This window comes from Aminobacter sp. HY435 (genome assembly GCF_027568395.1).
In the GTDB taxonomy this organism is placed as follows: Bacteria; Pseudomonadota; Alphaproteobacteria; order Rhizobiales; family Rhizobiaceae; genus Aminobacter.
The window spans coordinates 88,506-113,120 of the sequence record NZ_JANKZL010000010.1 but is presented as its reverse complement, the minus strand read 5'-3'; the positions used below and the strand labels follow the sequence as shown (position 1 = coordinate 113,120).

The following is a 24,615-nucleotide window of genomic DNA, read 5'->3' as shown; positions in this document are numbered from 1 at the left end:
TATGTATCAATTTTCCTATGCCGACATTCAGACCGACTCCGTCGCCGATGCGCGCGACCGCGAACGCCAGCTGCTCACCCGATCCATCGACATGTTGGGCAAGGCAGCGCAAGAAGGCGCCCAGTCGACCGCGGCCATCGATGCGCTGAGCTTCACCAACCGGGTGTGGACCACCTTGCTGGATGATCTCGGCAACCCGGACAACGCCTTGCCCAAGGAACTGCGCGCCAACCTGATCTCCATCGGGCTTTGGGTTCTCCGCGAAGCCGAAGACATCCGCCAGGGCCGCAGCGAAAGCTTCGAAGGCCTGATCGAGGTCTCGCAGATCATCCGCGACGGCATCCAATGAAAAACACGCTGAAAATCTCGCTCAAGGCCAACGAGAAGATCTACATCAACGGGGCTGTCGTTCGTGCCGACCGCAAGGTCTCGCTCGAACTTCTCAACGATGTGCAATTCCTGCTCGAAAGCCACGTGCTGCAGCCGGAGCAGGCATCGACTCCGCTGCGCCAGCTCTATTTCATCTTGCAGGTGATGCTGGTCGATCCGGTCGGCGCGGTCGACGCACGCGACATGTTCAAGCGCTCGTTGCCGCTGCTGCTGGCAACGTTCAACAATGCCGAGATCCTTGCGACGTTGAAGCAGGTCGATCGCCTGGTCGCCGAAGATCACGTCTACGAGGCGCTGAAGACGATACGCTCGCTCTATCCACTCGAACAGCGCGCCATCGCCGGCAACGATCAGCCGGCCCAGGAGCGCGCGGTCGCTGCCGGAGGCAAATTCTGATGGCCATCGATTACACCACCACCTTGCCGGTTGGCACGAATACGAAGACCGGCAACACGCCGACGGCTGCATCCAAGACGCAGGTCGACTATAATTCCTTCCTCAAGCTCCTTGTCGCGGAGATGAAGAACCAGGATCCGACCAAGCCGATGGATTCGACCCAGTATGTCGCGCAGCTCGCCCAATTCTCGCAGGTCGAGCAGTCGGTGCAGATGAATACGCGCCTCGACCAGATATTGCAGGGCTCCGCCCTCGCCCAGGCCGACGCCCTGATCGGCCGGACGGTGACGTCTCCCGATGGCAAGACGTCGGGCGTTGTCGCCGAAGTCCGCCTGTTCAAGGATGGCGTGGTCGCTGTCCTCACCGACGGCAAGTCCGTCGTGATCAACCCAGGCGTCTCGATCAAGGCCACCCCTGCGTGAACGAAGCCGACGCACTAGACCTTGTCCAGTTTGCGATCTGGACCGTGCTGACAGCCTCCGGTCCTGCCGTAGGCGTCGCCATGCTGGTCGGCGTCGGCATCGCGCTCATCCAGGCCCTGACCCAGATTCAGGAAATCACCCTGACCTTCGTGCCGAAGATCGTCGCCATCCTTCTGGTGTCGGCGCTCACCGGCCCGTTCATCGGCGCTCAGATATCGTCGTTCACCAACGTCATCTTCGAGCGCATCGAAACCGGCTTCTGACGCCCGCCCGGCACAAATCGCCGGTTTGACCGCTGAGCACCGGCATTGGTCCACGCGCCCGGCCGACAAAGAGGTTCACCCGGTGCAACGAACATGGTCTAGTTGCCCGAAGCGATTCACAGAGGGCATCCGGCAGGGCCGGCTTCACGCATGGACGACGACCACAAGTACGAGCAAGGCTCGGCGCTTGAGCCATTCAAACACAGCACGTTCCGGTCGGTCTGGTTTGCCAGCCTCGCCTCAAATTTTGGCGGCCTGATCCAGGCGGTCGGTGCCGCGTGGTTGATGACCTCGATCGCCACGTCTTCCGACATGGTGGCGCTCGTCCAGGCCTCGATCTCGCTGCCGATCATGCTGTTTTCGCTGGTATCCGGCGCGCTCGCCGACAGCTACGACCGCCGCCGCGTCATGCTGACGGCGCAATGTTTCATGCTCGCCGTGTCCGCGCTCCTGACACTGGTTGCCTATCTCGGTCTCATCACGCCCTGGCTGCTGCTCACCTTCACCTTCCTGATCGGTTGCGGCACAGCCCTCAACAACCCGTCCTGGCAAGCTTCCGTCGGCGACATGGTGCCGCGACCGGTCATGCCGGCGGCAGTTGCGCTCAACTCGATGGGCTTCAACATGACGCGCAGCGTCGGCCCGGCCATTGGCGGCATCATTGTCGCGGCAGCGGGTGCGGCAGCGGCCTTCGCCGTCAACACGCTGAGCTATTTCGCGCTGATCATCGTGCTGTTTCGCTGGCGCCCGCAAATTCCCAAGAACGCCCTGCCGCGCGAGACGCTTGGACAGGCTGTGGGCGCCGGGCTGCGTTATGTCGCCATGTCACCCAACATCGCCAAGGTGCTGCTGCGCAGCTTCAGCTTTGGCTTCACCGCGGTCGTCATCCAGGCCCTCCTGCCGCTGGTCGCCCGCGACCTCGTCGCCGGCGGACCGCTGACCTACGGCGTCATGCTCGGCGCATTCGGCGTCGGCGCTGTCGGCGGCGCGCTGATCAGCGGCCGCATCCGCCGCAGCATGTCGAGCGAGGCGATCGTCCGCTCGGCCTTCCTCGGCTTTGCCCTGTGCAGCTGGCTTGCCGCATGGAGCACTTATGCCTGGCTGACCAGCGCTGGCCTGCTTGTCGGCGGCGCCTGCTGGGTGCTGGCGCTATCGCATTTCAACATCACAGTGCAGATGTCGACGCCGCGCTGGGTCGTTGGCCGCGCCTTGTCGATCTATCAGATGTCGACATTCGGCGGCATGGCGCTCGGCAGCTGGATCTGGGGTGTCATTTCCGAAAGCCATGGCCCCTCGACCGCACTCATCGTCGCCGGCGCCGCCATGCTCGTCGGCGCGGCGATCGGCTTCCTGTTGCCGTTGCCCGCCCACACCGCCCTCAACCTCGATCCGCTCAACCGCTTCCGCGAGCCGCATCTGGCCCTCGACGTCCAGCCGCGCTCGGGCCCGATCGTCATCTCCATCGAATTCATCATTCGCGAGGAGGACGTGCCGGCATTCCTTGACGCCATGAGCGAACGTCGCCGGGTGCGCCGACGCGATGGCGCCCGCAACTGGGTGCTGGCCCGCGATCTCGAAAACCCCGAGATTTGGGTCGAGACCTACCACACCCCGACCTGGCTCGAATATGTCCGCCACAACCAGCGCGCCACGCTTGCCGACGCGGAGATCGGCGACAAGCTGCGCGCGCTGCACAGCGGCGCCCAGCCGCCACGCGTTCACCGCATGATCGAGCGCCCGACCAGCCTCGCGGCAGCGCTCGGCACGCACAAGGGCCACATCGAACTGCACTGAGAAGCATGGCGTTTGTGCGCTCGGCGGCGGCATAGGCTCTTCATGGCCGCTGCAATTCCGGTCCCGGAAAGTGAGCCAGCAAGCCAAGTCGCGCTCATGCCCGGGCGGACCACCGTGCCGATGAAGGGTGCTCGGCGCTCCGCCTCCCACCTTCGCGCAAGCTTGGATCACTACTGTGCAACGGTCGTGGCATGGGCTCGCGGCGGGATTCGATCGGATGAAGCATGGCGATCAGTGACACCATCACGGGTGCGGGCGCGACCAACAAGAATGGACGCGACGTCTTCTTCGCGCTTGGCATCGTCGTCATCCTGGCCGTCCTGTTCCTGCCTATCCCGGCGTTCCTGATCGACGTCGGGCTCGCCTTCTCGATCGCCATTTCGGTGCTGATCCTGATGGTCGCGCTGTGGATCCAGCGGCCTCTCGACTTCTCGTCGTTCCCGACGGTGCTGCTGATCGCCACCATGCTGCGCCTGTCGCTCAACATCGCCACCACGCGCATGATCCTGTCGCATGGCAATGAAGGCACGCATGCCGCGGGCTACGTCATCTCGGGCTTCTCCAACCTGGTCATGTCCGGCGATTTCGTCATCGGCCTGATCGTCTTCCTGATCCTGATCGTGGTGAACTTCATCGTCATCACCAAGGGCGCGACGCGTATCGCCGAAGTCGGCGCCCGATTTGCCCTCGACGCCATTCCCGGCAAGCAGATGTCCATCGACGCCGACCTGTCCGCCGGCATGATCGACGACAAGACCGCCCAGCTGCGCCGCCGCGAACTGGAAGAGGAAAGCTCGTTCTTCGGCTCGATGGACGGTGCCTCGAAATTCGTCCGCGGCGACGCCATCGCCGGCCTCATCATCACCGCCATCAACATCGTCGGCGGCATCGCCATCGGCTACTTCCGCCATGACATGGGCATGGGCGAAGCAGCCGACGTCTTCATCAAACTGTCGGTCGGCGACGGCCTCGTCACGCAGATCCCGGCGCTCATCGTCTCGCTCGCCGCCGGCCTGCTGGTCTCCAAGGGCGGCACCCGCGGCTCGGCCGACCAGGCAGTCTTCGGCCAGCTCGGCGCCTATCCGCGCGCCCTCTATGTCGCGGCATCGCTGCTGACGCTGCTGTCGCTGATGCCCGGCCTGCCGATGCTGCCGTTCCTCGTGCTCGCCGCCTGCATGGCGACCTTGGGCTACGTCATTCCGCTGCGTCACAACCAGCGCCTCGCCGCGGCCGAAGCCGAGAAGCAGCAGATCGAAAATGACAAGGTCGAGGACGAGAAGAACTCGGTCAAGGCGTCGCTCGCCACCGCCGAAATCGAGCTTCTCATCGGCAAGCAGCTGTCGACGCGCCTGCTCTCCAGCCATCAGGAACTGGCCTTCCGCATGGCCAAGATGCGCAAGAAGTTTGCCACGCAATACGGTTTCGTTGTGCCCGAGGTCCGCCTGACCGACGACTTCTCGATCCCGCCGAAGAGCTACCAGATCAAGATCCACGGCACCGTCGTTGCCGAATACCAGATGCGCGTCGGTGAAATCATGGTCCTGCTGGGTTCGCGCCCGCTGCCCGACATCCCCGGCGAGGAAGTCCGCGAACCCGCGTTCGGCATGCGCGCCTTCTCCGTGCTCGACTCGTTTTCCGAAGACCTGAAGCGCGAGCAGTTCACCTTCGCCGACAACATGTCGGTGTTGCTCACGCACCTGTCCGAGGTCATCCGCAACAACCTGCCCCAGCTGTTGTCCTACAAGGACATGAAGGCGCTGCTCGAGCGCCAGGATCCGGAATACCGCAAGCTGGCCGACGAAATCTGCTCGTCGCACATCACCTATCCTGGCCTGCAGGCGGTGCTGAAGCTTCTGCTCGCCGAGCGCGTCTCGATCCGCAATCTGCACCTCATTATCGAGGCGATCGCCGAAATCTCGCCGCATGTCCGCCGCACCGAACAGATCGTCGAGCATGTCCGTATCCGCATGGCGCAGCAGATCTGCGGCGATCTTAGCGAAGCCGGAGCCCTCAAGGTGCTGCGTCTCGGCAACCGCTGGGATCTTGCCTTCCACCAGAGCCTCAAGCGCGACGGCAAGGGCGAGGTCCGCGAGTTCGACATCGATCCGCGCCAGCTCGAAGAGTTCGGCCAGGATGCCTCGAAGGCGATCCGCACCCATCTCGAGGCCGGCGAACGCTTCGTCCTCGTCACCGCGCCCGACGCAAGGCCTTACGTGCGCATGATCATCGAAAGGCTGTTCCCGACCCTGCCGGTGCTCAGCCATGTCGAGATCGCAAAGGGCGTCGAACTGCGCGTGCTCGGAACCATCTCATGAATGTCGCCGCGCAGGGGTTTGTCCTTGCGGCGTTCCTGGCCTTCTGCCGGATCGGCGGCTGTTTCATGCTGATGCCGGGCCTGTCGAGCGTCCGTGTGCCGATGCACATAAGGCTGTTCGTCGCGGTCGCCGCGACGGGCGGCCTTCTTGCGCATCTGTGGGACCAGATCTACCCCTACGTCGACGCCCGTCCGGGCATCCTGATGCCCATGATCGCCTCCGAATTGCTGATCGGCGCGCTGATCGGGCTGATGGCCCGCCTTTACATACTGGCGCTGATGTTCATGGGATCGGCCATCGCCATGCTGATCGGCTACGGTGGCGTCGGCGGCATGGCGATCGAGGAAAACGAGCCGCAGGCGCCGCTCGCCTCCATCATTTCGCTTTCGGCGCTTATCCTGCTCTTCGTCTTCAACTTCCACCACGAGATCATCCGCGCGCTGGTCGCCTCCTACAAGGTCGCCCCGATCAATCTGATGTTCAATCCCCAGGCGGCGCTTGTCGACGTCACCGACACGCTGTCCGAGAGCTTCATGGTGGTGCTGCGGCTGGGCAGCCCGTTCATCGCCTATGCGATCCTGATGAATCTGACCATCGGCTTCGTCAACAAGCTGACACCGCAAATCCCGGTCTACTTCATCTCGCTGCCTTTCGTGGTCGCCGGCGGCCTGATCCTCATCTACTTCGGTATCGGCACCATGCTCAGCCTGTTCGCCGACGGCTTCGTCGACATCACGATCGGAAGATAGCGATGACCACGCGCAAGGGCAGGTTGAAGAAGCTTGTCGTCGTTCAGGAGCAGCTCAAGGCGATGCACGAGATGCGCCACGCCGGCTACGTTGCCCAGGCGATCAGCGCCGAGGCCGAGGCGCGCGAACTTGCCGAGAGCATGGAAAACACCAGCGCCATCACGCAGCTGTTTCCCGACCTCTACTACAACCGCATCGCCGCCGCCGTTGCGCGCCAGAAGATCAACCTCGGCCTGGCCAGCCACGAGGCCGGCCAGATCGCGGCCGCAACCGCGCGCACCAACATGGTCGAACGCGCCTACAACGATGTTCGCAGGCAGGACGAGCGCGACAGCGCCGACCGCGAACGCCTTGAAATCATCGAAAGAAAGCTCACCGACGACAAGTAAGGTTGCCACAAGCTTGACCCGCCACAATCAGCAGTAACCAAGCAACAAAAGGCGTGCCGATTTGGCCATTTCACCACCCAGCGATATTGTTCTGGACGTCGCCAGGGCCGCCGAGCCTGCCGGCCTCCAGGCCGCGCGCGCCGCGTTGGTCAATCGGTCGAACGGTGCGTCGGGCACGTTCTCGCTCGGCGAAGAAGCCGCGGCCCCCGGCATCGGCCTGGCCCGCAAGCCCGACGTCGCCTCGCCGGACGAAAGCATGAAGCGCTTCGAAGCCATGGTGCTGCAGACCTTCATCGAAAACATGATGCCCAAGAACACCGAGAGCGTTTACGGCAAGGGCATGGCCGGCGACATGTGGAAGTCAATGATGGCCCAGCAGCTTGCCGACGCCACCGCCGACGCAGGCGGCATCGGCATCGCGCGAACGGTCATGCGCGATCACTACATCACGAATGAAAAGGCAGTGCCTGTCGGACCGGTCTCGGGTGGTCCCGAAAGGGCTGCCCTAGACGAGCAGACGAGCCAGGCAACCGCGCTTATCTAGGAATTGCAACGGAAGATGGTCAGGTCGCTCGGGAGCGGCCCGGATAGCTCCGCCACTGACACGAAGAAGTAGAGGGTAAAACAATGTCGGACCTTACCGAATACCGGCCGAACCTCCCGGCCATGGCAGACGCAGCCGATACCGCGCAGGCTGCGCGCCCCGGCAACCTCGATGCGATCCTCACCCGTATCGAGGAAGCGGTCGAAGAAGAGACCGCCGCGATCCGCACTGACATCCGCTTCGACATCAAGGCGTCGAACGCGCGCAAGAGCCGCTATCTCTACGAATTGACCCGGGCGACGAAAGGCCTGGTCGACAGCGATTTCCCGGGCGAACTCAAGGTTGGAGTCGAACGCCTGCGCGACAAGCTGGCCGCCAACGAACGTGCCATCCTTGCCCATCTCAGCGCGGTCGGCGAGGTCGCCGGACTGCTCAAGGACGCCATCCAGCGTTCCGAAGCTGACGGCACCTACTCGGCCAGCGAATTCGGGTGGGCGCGGTGATCAAGTTTATCGCGGCGGCGCTCTGGATTGTCGCCGTGACCATCGGCGCGGTCTTCTATTCGTTCCAGGCGGCCGCCAACAAGCCGCCGGCGACAGAGGAACAAAAGGCGCTGCTCGGCGGTCTTGATTACGTCAAGACCGACGTCATTTCCGTGCCGCTGCTAAAGGGGGATCGCGTCCATGGCTACTTCCTGGCCCGTCTCGTCTATACGGTCGAGCCCAAGCAGGTCGCCAAGATGTCGGTCCCGCCTGAATCGCTGATTGTCGACCAGGTCTATTCGTATCTCTACGGCAATCCGCAGATCGACTTCACCCAGTACGACAAGCTCGACCTCGACGCCTTTCGCAACAGCGTGCGCGACAGCATCAACGAGCGCGTCGGCGAGAAGATGGTGCACGAGGTTCTGGTCGAACAGATCGACTTCCTGACCCCGGACGACATTCGAGACAACGCCGTGCGCCAGCGACGGACGGCTGCGGCAGAGGCTGCGAAGGCTCCCGCGCCGGCCGAAGAGGCGTCCGCTTCCGCGCATTGATGCCGCACAGCGCTTTTGTGCCGTGCAAAGACTGGCCTGCAGCTTGGCCGGTCAGGGGGCGTCGATGTCGCATGAACAGATCAGCATTGACGTTAACGTAAGATGCCAGCTATAGGCATTGGCATCCTGCGACGCGGCCGGCATTGTCCGGAAATGGTCCGGGGAGGCTGGGCGCCCGGGCGCCTTCACGTACAGATCAGGAGAGAGCCATGAGCATTCAGGCAGTCGCGGACAAGATCAAGGCCAAGGTCGAGAGTTCCGGCTTCGACCGTTCGGTGAAGTTCGACACTGGCGCCGACGGCGTCATCGTCATCGACAACGGCGTCCTTTCGACCACCGACGGCCCGGCCGATTGCACCATCAAGCTGTCGCTGGACAACCTCGAGTCGCTGATCTCGGGCGACCTGAACCCGACGATGGCTTTCATGACTGGCAAGATCAAGGTCGAGGGCGACATGACCGTCGCCATGGGCCTGAGCAAATTGCTCGGCTGACAAGTTCTTTCAACCCCTCCCGCCAAGCGCCGGGAGGGGTTGATAATCCTGCTGGGCGCGCCGTGTGTGTTGCCGCCATCGCGCCTTGAGGCGCAAATTCCCTACCCCCAAACGGCATAAGTGACGCGGCAGCCCTGCCCGCGGCACAGAGCGCCGTGCGTCCGCATGGACGCACAAAGGACGCTCTAATTTACTGAGTTGGCGCATCGTGCTTTCCGAAAATCGGGTCCGATTTTCGGGCCGATGCTCTAGCCTTGCGTCGAAACTTGTTCAGGATCGAATTTGCCTTGTGGGAAGAGGCCAAGCCCCTCCCCGTCCGTCTTGGGTTCAGGCGGCGAGGCGCGCGCGCTCGGCCTTCAGCTTGCGCCCGGCAGCTTTCAGCACGCCCTTCGCGCCGTCGAGCGAACCCGCCACGAGTTCCAGTGCCAGGAAGCGCTCGCGCTCATAGGGGCCGGGCATCGAAAGCTGTCCGGTCTTTTCGGCGCTGAAGCCGAAGCGTGCATAGTAGGGCGCATCGCCGACCAGAAGGATGGCCCGGTGCCCGAGCCGCCCCGCTTCGGCAATTGCCGAGTGCATCAGCGCCGAGCCGATGCCCGCGCTCTTCATCGTTTGATCGACGGCAAGCGGGCCAAGCAGCAGCGCCGCCGGGCCGCCCTCGCCCAACCGCACGTCCCAAAGCCGTACGGTGCCGACAACCGTGCCTTCGGCGCTGCGTGCGATCAGCGCCAGTCCCTCGGAGGGGCGGCGGCCGCGGCGCAGTTTCTCCGACGACTTCTTGCGCCGCTTCGGGCCCATGGCGCGGTCGAGAAGGGCCTCGCGCGCTGGGATGTCGGCTACGGTTTCGGCGACGATGACGATGTCGGTGGAGGTGTCTTTTTCGATTTCAGTATGCATTTCCCGATCCTTCACGAGCGGAGATGTGTTCCACAAGCGAACCCGATCGGACGCGCCAAGGCACGCCCGTCGGGGTGATCTGATCGGCTCTGGCGCCAGGCGCCGTTTCGAGCCGTCAGATCACGTAGGATCGGAGAGGCTCGAAGCCGTTGAAGGCGACCGACGAGTAGGTCGTCGTGTACGCGCCCGTGCCCTCGATCAGCACCTCGTCGCCGATAGTCAGCGACACGGGCAGTGGATACGGCGTCTTTTCGTACATGACGTCGGCGGAATCGCAGGTCGGGCCTGCAAGCACGCACGGCGCAACTTCGCCGCCGTCGCGATCGGTGACGATCGGATAGCGGATGGCTTCGTCCATCGTCTCGGCGAGGCCGCCGAACTTACCGATGTCGAGGAACACCCAGCGCACGTTGTCGTTGTCGGCCTTCTTCGAGATCAGCACGACTTCCGACTTGATGACGCCGGCGTTGCCCACCATGCCGCGACCCGGCTCGATGATGGTCTCGGGCAGGCTGTTGCCGAAGTGCTTGCTCAGATAGTCGAATATGGCCTGGCCGTAGGCCTGCGCCGCCGGCACGTCCTTGAGGTAACGCGTCGGGAAGCCGCCGCCCATGTTGACCATGCCGAGCATGATGCCTTCTTCGGCAAGCTTGGCGAACACCATCTTGGCGTCAGCCAGTGCACGGTCCCATGCCGTCAGGTCGGTCTGCTGCGAGCCGACATGGAACGACACGCCATAGGCGTCGAGGCCGAGCGACTTGGCCAGGCGCAGGACGTCGACAGCCATCGCCGGCACACAGCCGAACTTGCGCGACAGCGGCCATTCGGCGCCTTCGCCATCGGTCAGGACGCGGCAGAACACGCGGGCGCCGGGAGCGGCGCGCGCCACCTTCTCGACCTCTTCGGCGCTATCGACGGCGAACAGGCGGATGCCGAGCTCGAAGGCGCGCGCGATGTCGCGCTCCTTCTTGATGGTGTTGCCGAACGAGATGCGCTCGGCCGGAGCGCCGGCGTCCATGGCCATCTCGATTTCAGTCACCGAAGCAGTGTCGAAGGACGAGCCCATGCCGGCGAGCAGGCGCAGGATCTCCGGCGCCGGATTCGCCTTCACGGCGTAGTAGATCTTGGAGTCAGGCAGAGCCTTTTCGAAGGCGCGGAAATTGTCGCGCACGACGTCGAGGTCGACCACGAGGCAGGGGCCGGACGGACGTCGGGTGGCGAGGAAGTCGAGGATGCGCTGAGTGGCCATAGGTCTCTCCATCGCGCGGTCCTGCCGCGCAAGATCATCAAGCTGCGGGACAGCCGTTCCCGGCCGCAGAATCCCGCGGTGGACAAAGACATGATCGCTGCTTGATGGAACCAGCCTGTGGAGACCCTGGAACCACAAATGCGCTTCACGCGGCGGTGAACCTAGGCCAGCCCGGCTTCGGTTCGCTTTGTCTGCCTTGGCTTGGAAATGGGAGACCCGTTCCGCACTGCCGGCAATGAAGGTGTGCCTCTTCAGTAACCCCGGCTTTTGGACAGCCGGAAGAGAACCAGAAAGGCCCGCACCGTCGTTGCTTCAAGGTGTCCTCGATTTTGCGGTTGGCCGCTAAATCGACTGGAGGGGTTAGCTCCAGTTACCTTACCGATTTCCTCGCCATTCGAGGGATCGGCGGACACCCACAGGCACGTGCGACTTTGGGCAAGCGCGGATATATGGCTCGCGGCCGTCACAATCAATTAAAATCTCATGGCGGGTTGAAAAAATTCAATCGTCGAACAATGCTGGAAACATCGTAAACAGGTTTCGAACGATGCTCGTGACGTCCGACCCATTCAACGCTTTTCTCGATGTACCGCAAGTCACTGTTCTAAATAGTGAAACTGGAGAGCTCTTGGGGCTGCGCCTGGCGGTCAAGGACATCTACGATGTTGAAGGCCTGGTGACCGGTTGCGGCAACCTGCAAAAGGCTGCCAGCGGCAAACCAGCGACGAAAACCGCGCAATCGGTTCAAAAGCTGCTCGATGCCGGCGCCCGATTCGTCGGCAAGACGCAAACGGACGAGCTTGCCTTTTCGCTGATGGGGCAGAACGCCCACTACCCGCACCCCATCAACCCGGCAGCCCCCGAGCGCGTCCCCGGCGGCTCGTCTTCGGGTTCGGCGGCAGCGGTAGCAGCTGGCCTGGCCGACATTGCCATCGGCTCCGACACAGGCGGCTCGATCCGCGCGCCCGCAAGCTTCTGCGGGCTGATCGGCCTGCGCGCGACGCACGGCCTGATTTCGCTCGACGGGGCCATGGACCTCGCCCCGAGCTTCGACACGTTCGGCTGGTTCACGCGTGACATCGACACTTACGCCATGGTCGCAAGACAGCTGATCGGCAGCGATGCGCATCGCTCCCACCTCACCCGGCCGCTGGCGCTTGCCACCGTGGATGCGCTGGTCCTTGGGCCTGCCGAGGCCGCCGAATACGGGCGCATGCGCAAGCAGGCCGAAGCTGCCCTCGGAGTTGCCGAATTGTCGCCGAGCAGGTTTTCGATGTCGGCGGACGAACTCTACTGGTGCTTCCGCAGAACTCAGGCCTACGAGGCATGGCAATCGCATGGCGCCTGGATATCATCGGGCGAGCGCGACCTCGGCCCCGGGGTCAAGGACCGCTTCGCATTCGGCGCAAGCGTGACCAAGGCCGACTACGTCGCCGAGGCAGCCAGGCGCGCCACCTTCCGCGGCGAGTTCGCCGCGATGCTCGGCGACGATGGCTTCCTGCTTCTGCCGACAGTGCCGGGGGCGGCGCCGCTGGCCAGCGGGACGCCTGAAGGGCTTTTGGCCTATCGCGAACGCGCGCTGATGCTTTTGTGCTTGTCGGGCCTGTCAGGCCTGCCGCAGATCACCCTGCCCATCGGCAAGGTGGATGGCGCGCCGTTCGGCCTTTCGCTGCTCGGCCCCGCCGGAAGCGACCTCGCCCTGATCGAGCTCGGACGCAAGATCCTGCACGCGCAAGGCTGACGGAACCGTGCAACAGCTGGTCGGTGACGATTTGGCTGCGTGGGCCGTTAAGGTGCGTGGCGCCCGCAGTACCCTCTCGACAAAGGACTCGATCGGACTCACAAGTGGATCGAAACGGGCCGATCGAACGCGGCTACAGACCGAGGAACCCTCTCATGAACCAGCACTCTCCAGTTTACAGCCGTGCCGGCTACTGCCCCATCTGCGAGGCACCATCGAAGTTTACCGCGCAGCACGACTGGTACCGCGATCACCTGCTGTGTTCTGGTTGCGGGTCGATCCCGCGCGAGCGCGCGCTGGCGCTGGTCCTGACGCGCCGCTTCCCGGACTGGCGCAAGCTGACCATCCACGAATCTTCGCCCGGCCTACGCGGCATCTCGCCAAAGCTCAAGCGCGAATGCCCACGCTATGTGGCCTCGCAGTTTTTCCCGGATAAACCGCTCGCGAAGCAGATCGAGGGCTTCCGGAACGAGAATTTGGAACTCCAGACTTTCGCCGACGAGAGCTTCGACCTAGTCGTCACCTTAGACGTGATGGAGCATGTGAACCAACCGGCCGACGTGCTGCGCGAAGTCGCGAGGACGCTTAGGCCGGGCGGTGCCTATCTCTTCACGGTGCCGACCTACAAGGACCGGGTCGCCAGCGAGAGGCGGGCGCTGTACAAGCCCGACGGCACTGTCGAGCACTACGCCGAACCCGAGTATCATGGCAACCCCATCAGCGATGCCGGTTCGCTAGTCACCTTCTATTACGGCTACGACTTAGCCGAGATGATCCACGAATGGTCGGGGATGGACGTGGAAGTGATGCGATGGCACGATCATCACTGCGGAATCATTGGGGAATTTACCGAAGTTTATCTGGCAACAAAGGGAGCGTGACCACTCTGGATGGAAATGAACTCGAAGATAAAATCGATTTTCTCTGATGAACTGCGAGTACAGATGATGAGAAATTGGCCTGTCTTCCCCTGCATGGCATTCTCAGCGCAACGTTATTGACCGGATGTATGCCTGAGGAAGGTTTCTTAGGCATAGCAAACGACAGGGGGCATTATGCTCCGCATCGCAAAAGGCAGAGAAACTACATGAGATACCAAACTCATTCACCCGACCAGAAGGGCATGACAGATTCCTCCCACCGACTCGGGAGGTTAAAAATACCGGACAATCTCACAGGTCAAGCCGTCCTGGACATGGGCTGCAATGAGGGCTTCTTTTGCAATGTTGCCGCGAGCAGGGGCGCCAGCCGTGTTGTTGGGATTGACATGTCGTCCTCCGCTTTGGCTATCGCCAAGGAACTTTATGGGGGGGACGGCAGAGTTCAGTTCATAGAGCAAGGTTGGCAAAAGCTTCCCCAGGGGCCTTTCGACTTGGTACTCTGGACATCAGCTATGCATTACGAACTGGACCCACTGCACGTTTTGCAGCAGGTAGCCGCGAGTTTATCTCCTAATGGCGTACTTATTCTGGAATGCGGAGTAAATTACGACCACAGTAAAGAAATGACCCGCATTCAACGTCACGACGGGGCACTTTGGTACCCGAGCCTTCGATTCCTTGAAGAACACTTGCTGGCGGGCTTCGCGTTTCGGCAGATTGCGACTCCTGAGCTTGTTGGTAGCGACCCCATTCCCCGCAGCATCTATCACTGCGCGAAAAAAATGCCTGAAGTAGTCCTTCTGCGTGGGCCTACAGGCAAAGGAAAATCAGTTGCGGCCACCGCGATGTCTCGCGCGGCGACAAAGATCATTTCGCTCGACATGTTTCTAAGCCGAATGATGACTGCAAAGCATCAGCATTCGGAGTTGGAAAAGTATATTTTCTCGAAGGCGCGCCCATACGGTCTTACGGAAGTTTATGAGGGGATTGATGAGGTTGGCCTGACGAATGCCTACATTGGCGAACTTGCAAAAGGCGTGGCCGGCACTGACGGTTTGGTGGTCATAGATGGCTACATGACTGACCAGCAAGCCACGGCATTAAGGGCAGTTCTATCTACGCGCGCCAAAGTGTGGGACGCTGGATGATCACTTCCGCGACGCACCATGAGCCCGTGTTGGGCTGGATGTGACGTCGCCAGCCTGGTGCTGATGACCATCAAGAAGAAGGACCTGGCGGCTGGCAGGTTCGACGGACTCAACGTCCAGGCCTTCAACTGAACGTCATGCACCCCAGCCTGCGAGGCACGACGGCTGGACACCAAGCCGCTTGACCCCCAGGTGTGAACAATCCTAGCGTTGTCGTAGCCGATTTTTGAACGAGGCCGCAGGCACATGGACACACTCACGCGCATGCGCGCCTTCATCGACGTGGTTGAAGCCGAGGGCTTTTCGGCCGCGGCGCGCAAGATCGGCCGCTCCAAGGCGCTGCTGTCGAAATATGTCCGCGAGCTCGAGGACGAGCTCGGCGCGCTGCTGCTCAACCGCACCACGCGGCAGTTCTCGCTGACCGAGGCCGGCCACACCTATTATCGGCGCGCCTCCGAGATCATCCGCGAGGTCGACAGCCTGGCCGACGCGGTGCGCGAATCCTCCGGCGACGTGCGCGGCCGCATCAAGCTGTCGGCGCCGCGCACCTTCGCCGATGCGCCCATCGGCCGGTCGCTGATCGACTTCGCCAGGGAGCATCCCGACATCGTGCTCGAAATCCACCTCGACGACCGTTTCGTCGATCTCGTGGAAGAAGGCTTCGATCTGGCCATTCGCATCTCGCGGCTGGAGAATTCATCGCTGATCGCGCGGCGGCTGGCGCCGTTCGGCATCCGGCTGTGCGCCTCGCCCGAGCTGATCGAAAAATACGGCATGCCGCAGAAGCCGTCTGATCTCGCAAACATCCCCTGCATCATCGACACCAATGGCCGCTGGCTCTCCAACTGGCCGTTCGTCGGCGACGCCGGCGACACCATCACCGTCGGCGTCAGCGGCCCGATCGAGGTCAACAGCCCGCTCGCGGCGCGCGCCGCCGCCGTTGCCGGGCTCGGCTTCGCCATCCTGCCTGATTTCATCGCGGCGCCCGACATCGACGCAGGCAGGCTGATCCCGGCGCTCGACGACCGCCGGCTCTCCGGCGGCGGTATCTTTGCCGTCTACCCGCACCGCCGTTACCTGCCCGCCAAGATCCGCGTCTTCGTCGACTTCCTGGTGCAATGGTTCAAGACCAATCCTTGCGATCATGCCAGTTAGTTGAGCGCCGCGTCCCACTTTCGCCCTGTTTTTGATAACTCTCGGCCTCGCCGAAGAATTCCCGGGCAGCCGCAATGATTCTGAAAAGACGAACGACGCTTCTGGCCACGGCGGCCGTGGCCTTGCTGGCCATGACCATGCCGGCGAGCGTCCACCCGCACGTCTTCGCCGAGGCCCGGCTCGACGTCATGCTCAATCCCGACAAGACGGTGAAGTCGCTGCGCCATCTGTGGCGTTTCGACGACCTGTTTTCCAGCACTGTGCTGATGGAGTTCGACAAGAACGCCGATCTCCAGCTGGACGATACCGAACTGGCGGAAGTGTCGAAGACGGTGTTCGAGTCGATCGGCGAGTTCAACTATTTCCAGGTCGTCACCGCCGGCGGCAAGGATGTGGCGATGAAACCGCCGGCCAATCTGGTGGCGAATTTCGAAGATCAGCAACTGATCATCCTGTTCGAGACCGAGCCGAAGGAGCCGTTGCAACTCGCCGGCAAGATCGACTTCGGCGTCTACGACCCGACCTTCTACACGGCGATCGACTTCACCGAAGACAGCAACCTCTCCGTCGCCGACCTGCCGTCGATCTGCACCAAGCAAGTGATCCGGCCCGACCCCGACGAAGCGCTCGCACAGAACCAGGCAAGCCTCACCGATGCCTTCTTCAACGACCCGTCCGGCACCGACATGAGCAAGATTTTTGCCACCAAGCTGGAATTGAACTGCCAGGCCAAGGGGTAATCAGGTGAAGAAGACCACAGTTCGCGTGATATTCGCCCTCTTGGCGCTCAGCTACGTGCTCAGCCATTTCGCCGGCCACGCCCATGCCCAAAGCTCGCTCGGCATCGGCACCAACGAGGCGGTGGTGCCTTCGACCGGCCTGTTTTCCGGATTGCTGAACTGGATCAACGTGCATCAGCAGCAGTTCTACCGTTCGCTGACCGGCTCGCTGAAGGCGATGCGCGATGGCGAGAGCGGCGGCACATGGCTGCTGGTTGGCCTGTCGTTTGCCTATGGCATCTTCCATGCCGCCGGCCCCGGTCACGGCAAGGCGGTCATCTCGTCCTACATGCTGGCCAACGAAGTGGCCTTGCGGCGCGGCGTCGTGCTGTCGTTCGTTTCGGCCTTCCTTCAGGGCCTGACGGCGGTGGTCCTGATGGCGCTGGTGTTTCTGGTGCTGCGTGGAACGTCCGTGTCGATGACCAATGCCACCTGGTTCCTCGAGACGGTCAGCTACGCCCTGATCGCAGCGTTTGGCGCCTGGCTGTTGTGGAAGAAGCTGCGGCCGATGGCCTTCGGCCTTGCTGGTTCGACGCCGGCGCACAGCCTGTCGGCAGCGCATGCCGGCCACGATCACGCGCATCACGACCACGACCATTCACACGATCACCACGCGCATCACGACCATGGGCATCATCATCACGCCGAGGTCTGCTCGACCTGCGGCCACGCGCACGCGCCTGACCCGAAGAGGCTCGAAGGCAGGCACTTCGACTGGCGCACAGCCTGGTCGGCGGTCGCTGCCGTCGGCATCCGGCCCTGCTCCGGTGCGCTGATCGTGCTGTCGTTCGCCTTCCTCAACGGCCTGTGGGCCGGCGGCATCCTGTCGGTGTTCGCCATGGCGCTCGGCACCGCGATCACCGTATCGGCCCTCGCCATTATGGCTGTCACCGCCAAGAACTGGGCAGTCGCCGTCGCCGGCGACGGGCGCGCCGGAAACCGCGTCCACAACGCGATCGAGATCGGTGGTGCAGCGCTGGTGCTGCTGCTGGGTCTGACGCTTTTGGCGGCAAGCCTCAGCGCCTGAGGCTGACGGCCGGTATCCGACAGCCGATCAGACGCCTTTCTTGCGCTGGCTGCGGCCCCGCAGCCAGAAGACCGCGAAAAAGGCCAGAACGAATGCCGCGGCAATCACGCCGGCGGCAACCGTCGAATAGTTGCCGACCGCCACCATGATCTTGGGCAGGAAGTAGCCGACGATGCCGAAGCATGCCAGGATGACGGCAGCGGCGACTGCTGAATTTCGGCTTTTGGTATCCATCGGCAAATCTTCCGTTCGATCATCGGCAGCAAAGTGCCAGGCTGCGACCGGCTAGCACTTTTAGCGGATGCGCTCCAGTGAATGTCCGCCGGAGCTATCCGGCCAAATCGTCTCAGGCGCCGAATTCGGCCCGGAAATCCTCGAGCCGGCGCTTCTGCTGGCCCTTGGCGTCGAAGTTCGCAGGATCGAGCCATGCATCGTAGGCCTGCTTGAGCGCGGGCCATTCCTTGTCGATGATCGCGTACCAGGCGGTATCCCGGTTCTCGCCCTTCACCACCATGTGCTGGCGGAAGATGCCTTCGAACTTGAAGCCGAAGCGCTCGGCGGCGCGTTTCGACGGCTCATTGCGGTTGTTGCACTTCCATTCGTAGCGGCGGTAGCCGAGGTCGAAGGCGTAGCGTGCAAACAGGAACTGCGCCTCGGTTGCCGCTGGTTTGCGCGCGACGATGCCGCTCCAGTAGATGTTGCCGATCTCGATGACGCCATAGGTCGGATCGATGCGCATCAGCGTCTGGCGTCCGGCTATCTTGCCGCTCGCCTTGTCGATGACCACGAAGAACAGCGGATCCTCGCTGGCTGCGGACTTGTCGAGCCAGGGCTGGAAGTCGGCACGCGTCGCCGGCTTGGTGTCGAACAGCCAGCGGAAGCGGCCTTCGGCATCCTGCGCCGTCGCCATCTCGAACAGGGCGCTGCCATGCTTTGCCGCATCGAGCGGCTCGAGCCTGACGTAACGGCCTTCGATCGCTGTGCGCTCGGGCCGCGGTCGCGGCTTCCAGTCCTGAAGGTTCTCCGACAAGGATGTCTCCAATTCGTTTGACATGATTGGCACCAGTCTCGCAAAAATCACAAACGCGCGACAGAACCAGACGGGTGACCGCAATGCTCCAAACGATTGCCGCCTTCGACCGCCTCGGCGAGGAAAACGCCTTCGCCGTGCTGGCCCGCGCGACAGCCCTGCTCCACGCGGGACGTGACATCGTCAATCTCGGCATTGGCCAGCCGGACTTCCGCACCCCCGATCACATCGTCGAGGCGGCGATCAAGGCGATGCGCGACGGCCACCACGGCTACACCCCGGCCAACGGACTGCTGGCGACCCGCGAGGCCGTGGTGCGGCGGACCTTGACGACCACCGGCGTCGAGGTTTCGCCTGAGAGCATCATGATCATGCCCGGCGGCAAGCCGACGATGTTCGCCGCCATCCTGATGTTCGGCGAACCGGGCGCTGAAATCCTCTATCCCGATCCCGGATTTCCGATCTATCGCTCGATGATCGAGTTCACCGGCGCCGTTCCCGTGCCTGTGCCGGTGCGCGAGGCCAATGGATTTGCCTTCTCGGCCGAGGAAACCCTGTCGCTGATCACGCCAAAGACGCGACTTCTGATCCTCAATTCGCCAGCCAACCCGACCGGCGGCGTCACCCCGCGCATCGAGATCGCCAAGCTGGTCAAGGGCCTGGAAGCGCATCCCGGCGTTGCGATCCTGTCCGACGAAATCTACGACGTCATGACCTATGACGGTGAACGCCACAGCTCGCTGTTGCAGTTCCCCGATATCCGCGACCGGCTGATCGTGCTCAACGGCTGGTCCAAGACCTGGGCCATGACCGGCTGGCGCATGGGTTGGTCGATCTGGCCGAACGGCCCACAGGGCGGCCACCTCTACGACAAGGTGCGCAAGCTCGCCGTCAATTGCTGGTCATGCGTCAACGCGCCGAGCCAGTTCGCCGGCATTGCCGCGATCGACGGCCCCCAGGACGATGTCGACACGATGATGCGCGCCTTCGACAGGCGCCGCAGGACCGTCGTCGAGGGGCTGAACGCCATCCCGGGCATTTCCTGCGTCACGCCCAAAGGCGCGTTCTACGCCTTCCCCAACATCGCCGACACCGGCTGGAAGGCCAAGAAGCTTGCTTCGGCGTTACTGGAAGAGGCCGGCGTCGCCCTCATCGGCGGACCGGACTTCGGCGTGCTCGGCGAAGGCTACATCAGGCTCTCCTACGCCAACTCCGAGGAGAACATCCTGCGCGCACTGGAACGGATCGAGGCGTTCCTGGCGAAATAGTCCGGCTCAGCCGCGCCCGACATAGGGCATCTTCGTCGCCATGACGGTCATGAACAGCACATTGGCGTCGAGCGGCAGGCCGGCCATGTAGACCACCGCCTCGGCGACGCGTGCGACGTCCATGGTCGCCTCGGGCGCAATCGCCCCGTTCGCCTGTTGGACGCCGATCGTCATCGGGACGGCCATCTCGGTCAGCGCATTGCCGATGTCGATCTGGCCGCAGGCGATGTCGAACGGCCGGCCGTCCAGCGCCAACGTCTTGGTCAGGCCGGTGATCGCGTGCTTGGTCGCCGTGTAGGGAACCGACCCCGGCCGCGGCGCGTGCGCCGAAACCGAGCCGTTGTTGATGATGCGGCCGCCCATCGGCTCTTGCCGGCGCATCGCGGCGAACGCGGCGCGCGAGCACAGGAAGGTGCCGGTCAGGTTGACCGCCAGGACATCGTTCCACGCCTCGACGGGTATCTCATCGATGGTCGAGGCCTTGTAGCCCATGCCGGCATTGTTGAAGAGCAGGTCGACCCGGCCGAAGGCTTCGGTGATGGTCTCGAACATGTCGTCGACCTGATCGGGCCTGGTGACGTCGCAGACCACGGCCAACGCCCTGGCGTCGGTCTTGCCCGCGTCCGCAATTGCCCCGTCCAGCGCGGCCCGGCTGCGCCCGCAAAACACAGTGTTCCAGCCATCCTGCAGCAAGGCTGTCGCCACCGCCTTGCCGATGCCCTTGCCGGCGCCGGTAACCACTGCGACCCTGTTGCTCGACATGATTAAGCTCCTCCCTGCGCAAAACCGATCGCCGGTGGCAGATCTTTGGTAGCGCCTGCAGTCTAGAACCTCGCTCCAGGCAAGACCAGATTGGTTTTTGCTTGAAGAGCTGTTCGGTTGATGTGCGGGAGAGACACAGAAAAAGGGCGGTCATTGGCGACCGCCCAGTTTTTCATCGAACCGTGCTTGGGAGGAGGAGAGCCGATCCGAGTAGGAAAATGATGCGCTTGCTCGGTTAACAAATCCTTAACGCGAATATCGGCCTTTTAGCGGCCTTGCGCGCCCTCCCGCCGCCGCCTCACCAGCGCGGATTGACCTGGGGGTTGGTGGCGGCAGGATTGGCGGATGCCTCGATCGGCACCTTGACGCTCGAAACGGTCGCCTCGACATGGTCGACCAGTGCGTCCGGCAGCTTCAGCCGGCCGGCCAGCAGGTCGAGATAACCGCGCTCGGCGCGCGTATCGGGATCGATCGCCAGGCGCGAGGCAGTGTAGAGTTCCACCTTCTGCGCATCGGTCTGGGCCGCGGCGACGATGGCGTCGAGATCGAGCGGCGCGTCGAGTTCCGAGCGCACGAACTGCTCGGCCTCGGGGCCGATACCCGAAAGGCTCAGCCGGTCGCCGATCTTCTTGCGCTCTTCGTCGTCGATGTGCCCATCGGCCTTGGCTGCCGCGATCATGGCGCGGATCAGGGTCAGCGCGAATTCGGTCTCGCCCTGCGGCGCCTGCTGCGGGTGGAAGGCGTCATTGGCAGGTGGCGGCAAAAGCTGCGGTTCGGCGTCCGGAGCGGTCGCGGTTGCCTCCGGCGCATTGCCGGCCTTGTAGTTCTGATAAGCCTTGTAGGCGAGACCGCCAATGGCTGCCAATCCGCCGATCTTCAGCGCCGAGCCGGTGACCTTGCGTCCGGTGCCGGTGCCGAGCAGCACGGCGACCAGTGCTCCGGCGGCCAGCGGGTTGTCCTTGGCGAGTTGCGTCGCCTGCCCCGCCTTGTCACGAACGGTGGATTCCGTGCCAGGGATCTTGGAGCCCAGGAGATCGTCGAGCAGCTTCTTGGGGTCGAACATCAGTGCCTCCGGTTGTATGTCGGTCGCCGTGAGGTAGGCGGACGAACGCGACATTACAATGACGGCGGCCAAAATGGCGATAGCCGGCGGCCGGCGGCTCAACTGCCGATGTGAGGTCCCACCCCGCGTTGCTCGGCGAGTTCGACCTGCCGGTGGCGCTCGGCATAGCGGGCGCGGTCGTCTTCGCTACGCACCTCGGAGCAATGCGGGCACGACACGCCCGCCTGGAATTTCGGCGATGCCAGTTCCTCCGGCTTCAGCGGATGACGGCAGGCACGGCAGAGTTCCGCCTCGCCTTCGACCAGGCCATGCGAAACCGAGACGCGCTCGTCGAACACGAAGCACTCGCCCTCCCACATGCTCTGGTCGGCCGGAACGTCTTCGAGATATTTGAGGATTCCGCCCTTGAGGTGGAACACCTCGTCGATGCCGAGCGACTTGACGTAGGCTGTCGCCTTCTCGCAGCGGATACCGCCGGTGCAGAACATCGCGACCTTCTTGCCTTCCATCTCGCCCCGATGCGCCTCGACCCAACCCGGGAATTCGCGGAAGCTCTTGGTCTGCGGATCGATGGCGCCGGCGAAGGTGCCGATCGAGACCTCGTAGTCGTTGCGGGTGTCGATGAGGATCGTGTCTGGATCGGAGATCAGCGCGTTCCAGTCGCCGGCCTCGACATAGGCCCCGACGCTTTTCAACGGATCGATGCCCTCGACACCCATAGTGACGATCTCGCTCTTCAGACGCACCTTCATGCGGTGGAAGGGCATTTCGCTTGCAGCGCTGTACTTCAGCTCCAGGCCTGCGAGTGCGGGAATCGCCTCGATGTAGGCGATGAGCTCGGCAATCACCTCGTTGGTTCCGGCGACGGTGCCGTTGATGCCTTCGCGGGCCAGCAGAAGCGTACCCTTGATGCCGCGGCTGCAGCAGAAGTCGGCAAGCGGCGCGCGAAGGGCTTCGAACTGCTCGAACCGGCTGAAGCGGTAGAGGGCGGCGACACGAAAGCTGGGTGTGGAAAGAGTCATGGCGTGAGCCCGTAGCGCCTTGCCCGCCATTTTTCAATCCGCTGCCAAAAGCAATGTAAATCCAATGTGTTGACCATCTGGCCGAGAATGCCTTCGGAGCCTGGTCCAGAAATTTTTCGTCGAGGCGTGCTAGATTTTTCCACCTCCAGCATGGTTGGACGACAATTGCACCGACCAATCGGAGCGCGAGACGCATGTTCAGCATACACACGACAGTCGAGATCGAAAAGGCGGCGCGCGAGTTCGGGCTCGAGCCGGCGGCGCTGCTGGCGATCGCCGAGATCGAGAGCGCCGGCCAGGTGTTTGCCAGGGTCGACGGCCGCAACGAGCCGCTGATCCGCTTCGAAGGCCACTATTTCGACCGCCGGCTTTCCGGGCACAAGCAGGACATGGCGCGGGCCGGCGGGCTGGCCTCCCCCGACACGGGCGCTATCCCAAATCCGCGCAGTCAGGCGGCGCGCTGGGAGATGATCGAGCGGGCCGCCGCGATTGATCACCAGGCAGCCTACGAGTCGACATCCTGGGGGCTTGGGCAGGTCATGGGATCGCATTGGCTGTGGCTTGGCTTCGACAATGTCGATGCCCTTGTGGCCGAGGCGCGCTCGGGCGCTGCCGGCCAAGCCCGGCTGATGGCGCGCTACATCGACAAGGCAGGTTTGGCCAACGCGCTGAACGGACACGACTGGGAGGCCGTCGGCCACGGCTACAACGGGCCGGGCTTCCGCAAGAACGCCTACCACATCAAGCTGGCCGAGGCCTATCAGCGGCACGTCGATGGCACCTCCTCCTCCGACCGCGTGATGCAGGTGGGCGCGCGCGGCGAACTGGTCGGCGAACTGCAGGAGGCCTTGCTGGCGCTTGGCTATCCGGTCGACGCGGATGGCATATACGGCCCCGGCACCGCCAGGGCGGTTCAGAAGTTCCAGGCCGAATATGGCCTCGCGGCAGACGGCATTGCCGGCCCCCGTACCCAGGCGGCGCTACGCAAGGCGTTGCGACCGGCCAGCGGCTGGTGGTCGGCGCTGATGGGTTGGTTTACCGGGCTTTTCGGCAGGTCCTAGTGCCCGGCCCTGAGCTGCAACATTGCGCCGCCGGGTTCGTGGACTCGGTAAGCGCTGTCTGTTAAATCGGTTGAAAATTGACATTGGAGCGATTGCCATGACCAGCAAAACCCAAAAACTGCTCACCTTGCTGGACGGCCAGCCGGTCATCCCGGTGCTGAAGATCGAACGCGCCGCGGATGCGGTGCCGCTCGCCCGCGCCCTGGCGCGCGGCGGTCTCAAGGCCATCGAAATCACGCTCCGCACCGACGAGGCGCTAGAGGCAATCCGCAGGGTCGCTGCGGAAGTCGAGGATTGCATTGTCGGCGCGGGCACCATCCTAAACGCACGACAGTTCGACCAGGCGGTCGAGGCCGGCTCGACATTCATCGTCAGCCCCGGCCTGACGCGCGAGCTGGCCAGGCATGCCGCCAACAGCGACGTGCCGCTGCTGCCGGGCACCATCACGCCGGGCGAGATCATGGGCGCGCTTGAAGCCGGCATCGACTTCCTGAAGTTCTTCCCCGCCGAGCAGGCTGGTGGCGTGCCCTTCCTCAAGGCGCTGGCGTCGCCAATCGCCGGCGTCAAGTTCTGCCCTACGGGCGGCATCTCGGCCGGGAACGCCAGGGACTACCTCAGCCTGCCGAATGTCGTTTGCGTCGGCGGCTCGTGGGTCGCGCCCGACGATATGGTCAAGGCAGGCGACTGGGCCGGCATCGAGGCGCTCGCCGGCGAAGCAAACAGGCTGCGCAAGAACTGAG

At 63.3% G+C, this 24,615-nt stretch carries 28 protein-coding genes; 21 read left to right on the top strand and 7 right to left on the bottom strand.

All coding sequences use genetic code 11. From position 1 onward, the window contains the following. The first annotated feature begins 1 nt into the window (after position 1). The 12 genes from flaF to PCJ21_RS15900 all read left to right on the top strand — a co-directional run bounded on the left by flaF (position 2) and on the right by PCJ21_RS15900 (position 8,795). A complete protein-coding gene (flaF, locus tag PCJ21_RS15955; RefSeq protein ID WP_269932400.1) occupies positions 2–349 on the top strand; it encodes a flagellar biosynthesis regulator FlaF in 348 nt (115 codons plus the stop codon). Next, positions 346–786, top strand: a complete 441-nt coding sequence (gene flbT / locus PCJ21_RS15950) for a flagellar biosynthesis repressor FlbT (protein ID WP_269932399.1) — start codon at positions 346–348, stop codon at positions 784–786. The genes flaF and flbT overlap by 4 nt, the downstream gene beginning before the upstream one ends. Beyond that, complete coding sequence (gene flgD / locus PCJ21_RS15945; protein ID WP_269932398.1) at positions 786–1,208, top strand: flagellar hook assembly protein FlgD; 423 nt, start codon at positions 786–788, stop codon at positions 1,206–1,208. The genes flbT and flgD overlap by 1 nt, the downstream gene beginning before the upstream one ends. Then, on the top strand, positions 1,205–1,471 hold the full coding sequence (gene fliQ / locus PCJ21_RS15940; protein WP_269932397.1) for a flagellar biosynthesis protein FliQ: 267 nt from the start codon (positions 1,205–1,207) through the stop codon (positions 1,469–1,471). The genes flgD and fliQ overlap by 4 nt, the downstream gene beginning before the upstream one ends. A gap of 150 nt (positions 1,472–1,621) precedes the next feature. Next, the gene (locus tag PCJ21_RS15935; RefSeq protein WP_269932396.1) at positions 1,622–3,265 is read left to right on the top strand and encodes an MFS transporter; all 1,644 of its coding nucleotides are present in this window, start codon (positions 1,622–1,624) and stop codon (positions 3,263–3,265) included. A gap of 224 nt (positions 3,266–3,489) precedes the next feature. Beyond that, positions 3,490–5,580: a flagellar biosynthesis protein FlhA gene (gene flhA / locus PCJ21_RS15930; protein ID WP_269932395.1), complete on the top strand. Its 2,091-nt coding sequence runs from the start codon at positions 3,490–3,492 to the stop codon at positions 5,578–5,580. Next, a complete protein-coding gene (gene fliR, locus PCJ21_RS15925; protein WP_269932394.1) occupies positions 5,577–6,329 on the top strand; it encodes a flagellar biosynthetic protein FliR in 753 nt (250 codons plus the stop codon). The genes flhA and fliR overlap by 4 nt, the downstream gene beginning before the upstream one ends. Before the next feature lie 2 nt (positions 6,330–6,331). Then, a complete protein-coding gene (locus tag PCJ21_RS15920) occupies positions 6,332–6,718 on the top strand; it encodes a hypothetical protein (protein WP_269932393.1) in 387 nt (128 codons plus the stop codon). 61 nt (positions 6,719–6,779) lie between these two features. Continuing rightward, on the top strand, positions 6,780–7,262 hold the full coding sequence (locus PCJ21_RS15915) for a rod-binding protein (RefSeq protein ID WP_269932392.1): 483 nt from the start codon (positions 6,780–6,782) through the stop codon (positions 7,260–7,262). An 83-nt stretch (positions 7,263–7,345) separates the two neighbouring features. Continuing rightward, positions 7,346–7,765 carry a hypothetical protein gene (locus PCJ21_RS15910; RefSeq protein ID WP_269932391.1) on the top strand — a complete coding sequence of 140 codons (420 nt, stop codon included), beginning with the start codon at positions 7,346–7,348 and terminating at the stop codon, positions 7,763–7,765. Continuing rightward, a complete protein-coding gene (locus PCJ21_RS15905) occupies positions 7,762–8,301 on the top strand; it encodes a hypothetical protein (RefSeq protein ID WP_269932390.1) in 540 nt (179 codons plus the stop codon). The genes PCJ21_RS15910 and PCJ21_RS15905 overlap by 4 nt, the downstream gene beginning before the upstream one ends. A gap of 209 nt (positions 8,302–8,510) precedes the next feature. Continuing rightward, positions 8,511–8,795 carry an SCP2 sterol-binding domain-containing protein gene (locus PCJ21_RS15900; RefSeq protein ID WP_442866028.1) on the top strand — a complete coding sequence of 95 codons (285 nt, stop codon included), beginning with the start codon at positions 8,511–8,513 and terminating at the stop codon, positions 8,793–8,795. Positions 8,796–9,122: 327 nt separating this feature from the next. Here PCJ21_RS15900 and PCJ21_RS15895 read toward each other — a convergent pair whose 3' ends face one another. Together PCJ21_RS15895 and odc2 are read right to left on the bottom strand one after the other, a co-directional pair. Then, positions 9,123–9,689: a GNAT family N-acetyltransferase gene (locus PCJ21_RS15895; protein WP_269932389.1), complete on the bottom strand. Its 567-nt coding sequence runs from the start codon at positions 9,687–9,689 to the stop codon at positions 9,123–9,125. Between the two features lie 115 nt (positions 9,690–9,804). Further along, the gene (odc2, locus tag PCJ21_RS15890; protein ID WP_269932388.1) at positions 9,805–10,938 is read right to left on the bottom strand and encodes an ornithine/lysine decarboxylase; all 1,134 of its coding nucleotides are present in this window, start codon (positions 10,936–10,938) and stop codon (positions 9,805–9,807) included. Between the two features lie 547 nt (positions 10,939–11,485). On the opposite strand from odc2, the gene PCJ21_RS15885 reads away from it, so the two are divergent. The 6 genes from PCJ21_RS15885 to PCJ21_RS15860 all read left to right on the top strand — a co-directional run bounded on the left by PCJ21_RS15885 (position 11,486) and on the right by PCJ21_RS15860 (position 17,669). Then, a complete protein-coding gene (locus PCJ21_RS15885) occupies positions 11,486–12,679 on the top strand; it encodes an amidase (RefSeq protein WP_269932387.1) in 1,194 nt (397 codons plus the stop codon). A gap of 155 nt (positions 12,680–12,834) precedes the next feature. Then, entirely contained in the window at positions 12,835–13,560 is a 726-nt protein-coding gene (locus tag PCJ21_RS15880; protein ID WP_269932386.1) for a class I SAM-dependent methyltransferase, read from the top strand. Positions 13,561–13,766: 206 nt separating this feature from the next. Next, the gene (locus PCJ21_RS15875) at positions 13,767–14,708 is read left to right on the top strand and encodes a class I SAM-dependent methyltransferase (protein WP_269932385.1); all 942 of its coding nucleotides are present in this window, start codon (positions 13,767–13,769) and stop codon (positions 14,706–14,708) included. A 246-nt stretch (positions 14,709–14,954) separates the two neighbouring features. Then, complete coding sequence (locus PCJ21_RS15870) at positions 14,955–15,863, top strand: LysR family transcriptional regulator (RefSeq protein WP_269932384.1); 909 nt, start codon at positions 14,955–14,957, stop codon at positions 15,861–15,863. A gap of 74 nt (positions 15,864–15,937) precedes the next feature. Then, on the top strand, positions 15,938–16,603 hold the full coding sequence (locus tag PCJ21_RS15865) for a DUF1007 family protein (RefSeq protein ID WP_269932383.1): 666 nt from the start codon (positions 15,938–15,940) through the stop codon (positions 16,601–16,603). A gap of 4 nt (positions 16,604–16,607) precedes the next feature. Continuing rightward, a complete protein-coding gene (locus PCJ21_RS15860) occupies positions 16,608–17,669 on the top strand; it encodes a nickel/cobalt transporter (RefSeq protein WP_269932382.1) in 1,062 nt (353 codons plus the stop codon). A 27-nt stretch (positions 17,670–17,696) separates the two neighbouring features. On the opposite strand, the gene PCJ21_RS15855 is transcribed toward PCJ21_RS15860, so the two are convergent. Further along, entirely contained in the window at positions 17,697–17,903 is a 207-nt protein-coding gene (locus PCJ21_RS15855) for a hypothetical protein (RefSeq protein ID WP_269932381.1), read from the bottom strand. A gap of 112 nt (positions 17,904–18,015) precedes the next feature. After that, a complete protein-coding gene (locus PCJ21_RS15850) occupies positions 18,016–18,699 on the bottom strand; it encodes a GNAT family N-acetyltransferase (protein ID WP_269932380.1) in 684 nt (227 codons plus the stop codon). Positions 18,700–18,782: 83 nt separating this feature from the next. Here PCJ21_RS15850 and PCJ21_RS15845 point away from each other — a divergent pair, with 83 nt between their 5' ends. Further along, complete coding sequence (locus PCJ21_RS15845; RefSeq protein ID WP_269932379.1) at positions 18,783–19,967, top strand: pyridoxal phosphate-dependent aminotransferase; 1,185 nt, start codon at positions 18,783–18,785, stop codon at positions 19,965–19,967. Positions 19,968–19,973: 6 nt separating this feature from the next. Here the strand turns inward: PCJ21_RS15845 and PCJ21_RS15840 are convergent, their stop codons facing one another. The 3 genes from PCJ21_RS15840 to trhO all read right to left on the bottom strand — a co-directional run bounded on the left by PCJ21_RS15840 (position 19,974) and on the right by trhO (position 22,814). After that, positions 19,974–20,729, bottom strand: a complete 756-nt coding sequence (locus tag PCJ21_RS15840; RefSeq protein ID WP_269932378.1) for an SDR family oxidoreductase — start codon at positions 20,727–20,729, stop codon at positions 19,974–19,976. 298 nt (positions 20,730–21,027) lie between these two features. Next, the gene (locus PCJ21_RS15835; protein ID WP_269932377.1) at positions 21,028–21,792 is read right to left on the bottom strand and encodes a tellurite resistance TerB family protein; all 765 of its coding nucleotides are present in this window, start codon (positions 21,790–21,792) and stop codon (positions 21,028–21,030) included. Positions 21,793–21,890: 98 nt separating this feature from the next. Then, positions 21,891–22,814 carry an oxygen-dependent tRNA uridine(34) hydroxylase TrhO gene (trhO, locus tag PCJ21_RS15830; RefSeq protein WP_269932376.1) on the bottom strand — a complete coding sequence of 308 codons (924 nt, stop codon included), beginning with the start codon at positions 22,812–22,814 and terminating at the stop codon, positions 21,891–21,893. A 194-nt stretch (positions 22,815–23,008) separates the two neighbouring features. On the opposite strand from trhO, the gene PCJ21_RS15825 reads away from it, so the two are divergent. Continuing rightward, on the top strand, positions 23,009–23,875 hold the full coding sequence (locus PCJ21_RS15825; protein ID WP_269932375.1) for an N-acetylmuramidase domain-containing protein: 867 nt from the start codon (positions 23,009–23,011) through the stop codon (positions 23,873–23,875). A 97-nt stretch (positions 23,876–23,972) separates the two neighbouring features. Next, positions 23,973–24,614, top strand: coding sequence for a 2-dehydro-3-deoxy-phosphogluconate aldolase (locus PCJ21_RS15820; protein ID WP_269932374.1), 642 nt, complete (start codon positions 23,973–23,975; stop codon positions 24,612–24,614). Position 24,615: the final 1 nt, after the last annotated feature.

Coding starts and splice junctions, on each gene's coding strand:
- flaF (WP_269932400.1), top strand. CDS start 2: ATGTATCAATTTTCCTATGCCGACATTCAGACCGACTCCGTCGCCGAT.
- flbT (WP_269932399.1), top strand. CDS start 346: ATGAAAAACACGCTGAAAATCTCGCTCAAGGCCAACGAGAAGATCTAC.
- flgD (WP_269932398.1), top strand. CDS start 786: ATGGCCATCGATTACACCACCACCTTGCCGGTTGGCACGAATACGAAG.
- PCJ21_RS15935 (WP_269932396.1), top strand. CDS start 1,622: ATGGACGACGACCACAAGTACGAGCAAGGCTCGGCGCTTGAGCCATTC.
- flhA (WP_269932395.1), top strand. CDS start 3,490: ATGGCGATCAGTGACACCATCACGGGTGCGGGCGCGACCAACAAGAAT.
- fliR (WP_269932394.1), top strand. CDS start 5,577: ATGAATGTCGCCGCGCAGGGGTTTGTCCTTGCGGCGTTCCTGGCCTTC.
- PCJ21_RS15920 (WP_269932393.1), top strand. CDS start 6,332: ATGACCACGCGCAAGGGCAGGTTGAAGAAGCTTGTCGTCGTTCAGGAG.
- PCJ21_RS15910 (WP_269932391.1), top strand. CDS start 7,346: ATGTCGGACCTTACCGAATACCGGCCGAACCTCCCGGCCATGGCAGAC.
- PCJ21_RS15900 (WP_442866028.1), top strand. CDS start 8,511: ATGAGCATTCAGGCAGTCGCGGACAAGATCAAGGCCAAGGTCGAGAGT.
- PCJ21_RS15895 (WP_269932389.1), bottom strand. CDS start 9,689: ATGCATACTGAAATCGAAAAAGACACCTCCACCGACATCGTCATCGTC.
- odc2 (WP_269932388.1), bottom strand. CDS start 10,938: ATGGCCACTCAGCGCATCCTCGACTTCCTCGCCACCCGACGTCCGTCC.
- PCJ21_RS15885 (WP_269932387.1), top strand. CDS start 11,486: ATGCTCGTGACGTCCGACCCATTCAACGCTTTTCTCGATGTACCGCAA.
- PCJ21_RS15880 (WP_269932386.1), top strand. CDS start 12,835: ATGAACCAGCACTCTCCAGTTTACAGCCGTGCCGGCTACTGCCCCATC.
- PCJ21_RS15875 (WP_269932385.1), top strand. CDS start 13,767: ATGAGATACCAAACTCATTCACCCGACCAGAAGGGCATGACAGATTCC.
- PCJ21_RS15870 (WP_269932384.1), top strand. CDS start 14,955: ATGGACACACTCACGCGCATGCGCGCCTTCATCGACGTGGTTGAAGCC.
- PCJ21_RS15865 (WP_269932383.1), top strand. CDS start 15,938: ATGATTCTGAAAAGACGAACGACGCTTCTGGCCACGGCGGCCGTGGCC.
- PCJ21_RS15855 (WP_269932381.1), bottom strand. CDS start 17,903: ATGGATACCAAAAGCCGAAATTCAGCAGTCGCCGCTGCCGTCATCCTG.
- PCJ21_RS15845 (WP_269932379.1), top strand. CDS start 18,783: ATGCTCCAAACGATTGCCGCCTTCGACCGCCTCGGCGAGGAAAACGCC.
- PCJ21_RS15840 (WP_269932378.1), bottom strand. CDS start 20,729: ATGTCGAGCAACAGGGTCGCAGTGGTTACCGGCGCCGGCAAGGGCATC.
- PCJ21_RS15835 (WP_269932377.1), bottom strand. CDS start 21,792: ATGTTCGACCCCAAGAAGCTGCTCGACGATCTCCTGGGCTCCAAGATC.
- trhO (WP_269932376.1), bottom strand. CDS start 22,814: ATGACTCTTTCCACACCCAGCTTTCGTGTCGCCGCCCTCTACCGCTTC.
- PCJ21_RS15825 (WP_269932375.1), top strand. CDS start 23,009: ATGTTCAGCATACACACGACAGTCGAGATCGAAAAGGCGGCGCGCGAG.
- PCJ21_RS15820 (WP_269932374.1), top strand. CDS start 23,973: ATGACCAGCAAAACCCAAAAACTGCTCACCTTGCTGGACGGCCAGCCG.